3 protein-coding genes are annotated in these 6391 nt (G+C 41.0%); all 3 read right to left on the reverse strand.

Annotated elements, in window-relative coordinates:
- Window positions 1–94: 94 nt before the first annotated feature.
- Genes GQR46_RS14515 through GQR46_RS14525 form a run of 3 tightly spaced genes read right to left on the reverse strand, consistent with a single transcriptional unit; the run spans window position 95 to window position 5896 of the window.
- On the reverse strand, window positions 95–3178 hold the full coding sequence (locus tag GQR46_RS14515; protein WP_024589701.1) for an efflux RND transporter permease subunit: 3084 nt from the start codon (window positions 3176–3178) through the stop codon (window positions 95–97).
- On the reverse strand, window positions 3175–4491 hold the full coding sequence (locus tag GQR46_RS14520; protein WP_010554901.1) for an efflux RND transporter periplasmic adaptor subunit: 1317 nt from the start codon (window positions 4489–4491) through the stop codon (window positions 3175–3177). The genes GQR46_RS14515 and GQR46_RS14520 overlap by 4 nt, the downstream gene beginning before the upstream one ends.
- Entirely contained in the window at window positions 4481–5896 is a 1416-nt protein-coding gene (locus GQR46_RS14525) for a TolC family protein (protein ID WP_165741314.1), read from the reverse strand. The genes GQR46_RS14520 and GQR46_RS14525 overlap by 11 nt, the downstream gene beginning before the upstream one ends.
- Window positions 5897–6391: the final 495 nt, after the last annotated feature.

The raw sequence follows: 6391 nt of genomic DNA on the forward strand, positions 1-6391 counted from the left end.
ATCTTCAATTGTCTAATATTACTTTTTAGCTTATAAAAAAGCCGCAGGTAATTGCTTACCTACAGCTTTAATAATCACGTATTTAAGAGTGAAGTTATTTAAACCAACCTTGAAAACGCTCCATTAGCATGTAGTTTATTGGTACTAACAATAAGGTAATAAAGGTAGCAAAAATAATCCCAAACCCTAAGCTCACCGCCATTGGTATTAAAAACTGTGCCTGAGTCGCTTTTTCAAACAGCAATGGCATTAAGCCAATAAAGGTCGTTAAACTAGTTAGCATTACAGGGCGAAAACGTGATGCACCTGCAATTTTTATAGCATCGAGAACTTTACCACCTTCACTGCGCTTTTTATTAATAAAATCAACGAGTACAAGCGAATCATTTACCACCACCCCGGTTAGCGCAAGCATACCGAGTAAACTCATAATAGTTAAGTCCATTCCCATAATCCAATGTCCTACCACAGCACCTATCATGCCAAATGGAATAACACTCATTACTATGATTGGTTGTAAGTAAGATTTAAGCGGTATTGCTAATAGCGCATAAATAATAAAAAATACAAACACAAGTGCCCAAGCCAACGAACCAAACGACTCTCTTTGCTCTTTAGCCTCACCTTCTAGTTTGTAATCTACTCCAGGATATTGCTGCATTAACCCATCTAAATACTCCGTTAGGTCAGCCTGCAGTATGGTCATGTTGGTATTATTTTTTTCGATATCGGCTGTTACGTTTAATGTGCGGTAACGGTCTATTCGATTAATAGTTGATGGACTTTGCCCAGCAGTAAGTGTTGCCACGTGCGATAAAGGCACTGAGCCTCCATCAGGCGTATTTATAAGTATGTTTTGTAGGTCAGCTACAGAGCGGCGCTCATCTATAGGTAAGCGTACCATTACACGTACATCGTCTCTGCCTCGCTGAATACGTTGTGCTTGCGAGCCAAAAAACGAGTTACGTACTTGTCCTGCTACATTGACTCTATTTAAGCCCAGCGCTAAACCTTGTTGCGTAAGCTCTATTTGTAACTCTTCTTTACCGTCGGACATACTATCGGCAATATCAAATACCGTTGGATAGGTCGATAAACGGGTTTTAATGTGATCAGCCACGTCTTGTAAAATAGTCAACGAAGTGCCGCTAAGCTGAACATCAATGGGGTCTGAACTTCGGCCAATTTCGGCTCTAAACGTTAAACTTTCGGCGCCTGGTATGACACCAATTAAATCGCGCCATTCGCTGGCAAGTTCTCGTGATCCTATGTCTGATTCACGCTTTTCAGCCGGTGTTATTTCAAAGCGTACAGAGCCTGAATTAGATACACCACCACGCCCGCCTGTTGTGGCTAATATATTTAAAATAACGCTTTCGCCAGTATCTGGGTCGCGGTATTTTTCTTGTAATTGCTGCGCCTTTTGCGACATGTCAATTACGTATTTATTAGTTACTTCAAACGGTGTACCTGTTGGTAGTGTTAAGTTAACGCGGACTGTTTCGCTTGGTATGCGCGGGAAAAATACAAACTTAGTCCAACCGCTGGTGATCATGGTTAAAATTATAACAAATACACCAATAAACAAGCTTACCGAAGCCAATTTATGGCGCAGTGCTAAATTTAAAGTGGGTTGATAGTATTTTAAAATCGCGTTTTCAAATCCATCTGCAAAACGCTGTTGAATAACATCAAACTTTGAAGGTTCGCCTTTTTCGTGGCGTAGTTTTATATATTTTAAATGTGCTGGTAGTACAAATTTAGATTCAATCAATGAAAACAATAATACCGGAATAACCACTACCGGTATTTGTGCAAACAAGGCACCACGCGCCCCTTCAATAAAGGCCAAAGGTAAAAAGGCAGCAACGGTAGTCAACACACCAAATGTTACTGGTGTTGCTACTTCTTGAGTACCTAAAATTGCGGCTTGCTCGCCCGACTTAGCCGTTTTTAGATGGGTGTAAACGTTTTCACCGGTAACTATGGCGTCATCAACAACAATCCCCAGTACCAATATAAAGCCAAATAAGCTCATAATATTAAGGGTTACGCCAAAAATAGGCATCGCTATAAACGCGCCCATAAACGAAACCGGAATACCAATAAATACCCAAAATGCAATTGCAGGGCGTAAAAACAAAGTAAGTAAAGCCAGTACTAAAATACCGCCTTGTAAAGCATTGGTAGTAAGGGTCGAAATACGACTTTTAACCAGCTCCGAATCATCATCCCAGTAACTTAGTTCAAACCCTTGCGGGAGAGAGCTTTGTTGCTCTTTTATGTAGTTTTTAACATCGTCAGCAACTGTAATCGCACTTTGTGGACCAATTCGATATACGTCGATAAATGCAGCTTGCTTACCATTAAAGCGAGTACGTACTGGTGTTTCTTCAAAATCATCTTTTATAGTCGCTATATCGCCTAAGCGAATAATAGTGCCATCGGCTTGGTTTTTAACAACAATGCTGGCAAATTCATCTTTACGATATGCTTGCCCTTTAGAGCTTATAAGTACGTCCCCGCCTTCTGTTTTTAAGTTACCAGCAGAAATATCTGAGCTTGAGTTTGAAATAGCACTCGATATTTGTGCCAAGCTTAAATCGTACTGACGAAGAATATCTTGGCTTACTTCAATGGCTATTTCGTAATCACGAACGCCACTTAGCTCTACCTGCGTTACATTAGGTAAACGTAGGATTTGATCGCGTACTGTTTCTGCGTATTCGCGGGTTTCTTTTTCGCCATAGTCACTCGATACGGTAACCGCGATAACTTCACGAATTCGCTCAGCAAGCGCTACTATCGGCTTTTCAGCATCGGCTGGAAAAGTGTTAATTGCGTCTACACGACTTTTTATATCAGCTAAAAGCTCACGAGGGTCGTAACCGCTTTCCACTTCTATTGTCACAGAGCCTGAACCTTCAGAAGAGCGACTAAATATTTGCTTTATGCCCTCTAAATCTTGCACTGCTTCTTCTATTCGTATAGTTACACCTTGCTCTACATCCTCTGGTGTTGAACCACGCAAACTTACATTTACGCTTATCATGTCAGTTTCGAATGAAGGAAATACCTCAAGCGGTATTTTGCTTGATAAGCTAAAAAGTCCCGACAGTAACAGCGTTACTAGCAATAAGTTAGCAGCAACATGGTTTTTGGCAAACCAAGCGATCATGGCTTATCTCCTTGCTTTGCTGCGCGGCGTTTTTTTAGCTCTTCAACACTAATACCCTGCTCTTTTGCTTTTTGCTCAAGCTGCTCTGGCGTCGGGCGCTTTCCTTTGCCTTGCCCATTAGCTCCTCGGCTTTTAGGTTGCTCTGTGCTTTGTTCGCCTAAAATACTTACCTGAGTACCAGAACTCACTTGCCCTAGTGGAGTAATAACCAGTTTATCATTTGGATTTAATCCCGTTTTTATCATCGCTTGTGTCGCATTTTGCCAAGCAAGTGTAATGTCTTTACGCTTAAGTACACCCTCTTCAACAACATAAACATACGTCCCTTGATATATTGTACTGTTAGGGATTATAAGTGCGTTAGGAACTGTTTTACCGGTAATTTGCGCTTTTATGTATTGCCCTATTTTTATTGGGTACTGGTTATTAGCCGTTGCTTTATATGGGTCGTTAATTTTAGCAACTACGTAAAGCTGTTGTGCACCTTCATCTATAGCACCTTCGGTACGCGCTAGCTGCCCTTGCCACGTTTGCTCACCCACTAAGTCAGAGGTAAATTTAACAATTGAACCTGCTTGATTTTTGGCGCCATCACGATATTGCTCTGGTAAATTTACGAACGGAAGATCTTTATTTTTAATCGGTAGGCGGATCTCTACGCTGTCGATTGCGTAAATAGTGGCAAGCTGGGTATTGTTAGTAACAACTTGCCCCAAATCAACACTACGGCTAAGTATACGACCCGCATATGGCGCGGTTACTTTAGTGCGCTCTAAATCAAGCATGGCTTTTTCAAGTACTGCTTGAGCCGATAAAACTTCTGCTTCGGCTGCTGCAAGTTGTGGTTCACGCAGTACTAGGCTGCTTGCCTGATTTGAGCCGCCAAGGCGTTTCCAATCAGTAATAGCTTGTTGTCCACGCGCTTTTTCTTCTAATAAGCCTTGCTCTGCCGTTAATAAATTGGCTTGAGCAGATTTAACTTCAGCTTGATGATCTCTATCGTCTAGCTTTAAAAGTACGTCGCCCTTTTCAAAAAAGCCACCTTCTCTAAAGTCATCACTTACTTCAATTATTTGCCCAGATGCCTGAGCAACTAATAAACTTTGTGTACGTGGTTTTACCGTACCGTAGCTATCAATCATCACTTGGTAATTTTGTGGTTTAAGCTCAAGCGCAGCCACACTTATTGATGCTTTAGGAGGTGAGCCAAAGCGTTTAGCCTCTGGCGGATTACCTTTAATAAACATAACAATTAAAATAGTGGCAATAATAACCACCGCTGGAATAATAATTTTTGCTGTTTTAGTTTTCATCATTATTGCTCTTTAGTTCACTTGAGGGCTTTGCAAAATCACCACCAAGGGCAACGTGTAAGTTAATTCTGTTAGCTATTAATTGGTTTTTAATGTCGATTAAGGAGCTTTGTGCATCGAAAGACCTATCTTGTGCGTCAAGCACCGTAGTGTAAGTTACCAAGCCACTTTGATATTGCTCAAACGACAACTGCTCTGCTGCAAGTGCGTTTTCTTGCGCCTCAAGGGTGCTGCTATATTGTGATTTAAGAGACTGCTGCTGTGAAATCGCATTCTCTACATCACCAAATGCATCGTAAAGCGTTTGCAAATAAAGTTGCTCTTGCTTTTGAGTATTAAGGCGCGCTATTTCTTCGTTCGCTTTTAAGCGTCCGCCTTCAAAAAGTGGTGCCGAAATACTACCTAATAACGACCATGCAAGACTTGATGGAGAAAACAAGTCGCTTACTCTGTCGGTGCTATCACTTAAAGAAGCTGTTAAATCTAAACTTGGAAAGCGTTGCTTGTGCGCATACGCAAGTGAAGCGTCGGTGGCTAAAAGTTCATACCAACTTGCTCGCAGCGTAGGTTTACGTGTTATAAGTTCAGAAGGCAAGCCTAGTGGGATATCGGTATTAATAACGGGTAAGTCGCTACTAGCAGTAATGGCACCCTTTGGGTATTCACCTAGCAAACGTTCTAGTACGCGTGCTGAGGCCGATAGGTTCGCTGTTTGAGTCGCAATACGAGCGCGCTCAGTATTGAGCTCATTACGGGCAAGATAAACATCGAGTGCTTCGTTTATACCTTGGCGGTAACCCGATTCTATAATATCAAGGCTTTGCTGGGCATTCGCTTCTCTGCGTTTAAATAAATCGAGTAGTTGTTGCGATGTTACAACATCAAACCAACCTGTTGCCACATCAGCCACAAGCTGTTGTTTAGCTTGCTCAAACCTTGCCTGCTGCGCTAAGTAGTTAAGATTAGCTTCGCGTTTTGAATCAGATAGCTTACCCCATAAATCAACTTCGTATGTTAAATCTAAACTTACGGAGCTTGCGTTATCGTAGCTCACTGGGCGGTTGTCTTTACTACGGCTAGTACGCGTTGATAAATCGAGGCTAGGCCAAAGCGCAGCACCCGATACTATAAGCTGTTGTTTTTGAATTTCTACATCGTAACTAGTTTGTAAAAGCTGTTGGTTGTTTTTAAGTGCTTGTTGTACAAATTTGTTAAGCGTAGGGTTTTGTAGTTGTGTAAGCCATTGCTCTTGTACTTTTAATACCGAGCTTGATGCTTCTTGCTGCCATTGCTGTGGCATATTATTAGGCGCTTGCATGCGCTGCGACGAGTTAAAATCACTCGCACAGCCGCTAAGCAGCATCACACTAATTGCCAATAGGGTTGGCTTGCATTGCCAAATCATAATTAAACCTAAATTACTGCTATTTATGAACGTAATTCAAGCACTTTGGCAACTTTTGCTCAACCTACTTTACATAACATTACATAGCTAGCGATGAACTAACATAATAGCCAGTTATACGGTAAAAATGAGCAAATGATCAGCAATTTTTAATAATAAAAAATTAACTTTTTGTAGTGTGTCTAAGAGATTATACCAATTCGCTTAATTAAGTGGTCTATTTTGAGGTAAGAAAATCGTGTCGATAACAAGGCAAAAATTTCGTTATTTAGTTGCTCTATATCAGAAATTTTTAACGCAGTTAGCGTCAGGTTTAATCACTCAAATTAATTAAGTATTATTGCGGATTGGTATTAGACATATAGAAACAGAAAAGCCCCGCTATAAGCGAGGCTTTTGAATAAATGGTGCCGACTAACCTAGTCGAACGGATAACTTATACAGACTATTGATTACAAGTCAGTTGCTTTGCTCTTAACTATGGGTATTTTTAAT

It is taken from the genome of Pseudoalteromonas sp. Z1A6, from assembly GCF_011378745.1.
Taxonomy (GTDB): Bacteria; Pseudomonadota; Gammaproteobacteria; order Enterobacterales; family Alteromonadaceae; genus Pseudoalteromonas; species Pseudoalteromonas arctica.

Bases quoted from the DNA above. Each gene is read 5' to 3' on its own strand.
- GQR46_RS14520 (WP_010554901.1), bottom strand. From the start codon at position 4,491: ATGAAAACTAAAACAGCAAAAATTATTATTCCAGCGGTGGTTATTATT.
- GQR46_RS14515 (WP_024589701.1), bottom strand. From the start codon at position 3,178: ATGATCGCTTGGTTTGCCAAAAACCATGTTGCTGCTAACTTATTGCTA.
- GQR46_RS14525 (WP_165741314.1), bottom strand. From the start codon at position 5,896: ATGATTTGGCAATGCAAGCCAACCCTATTGGCAATTAGTGTGATGCTG.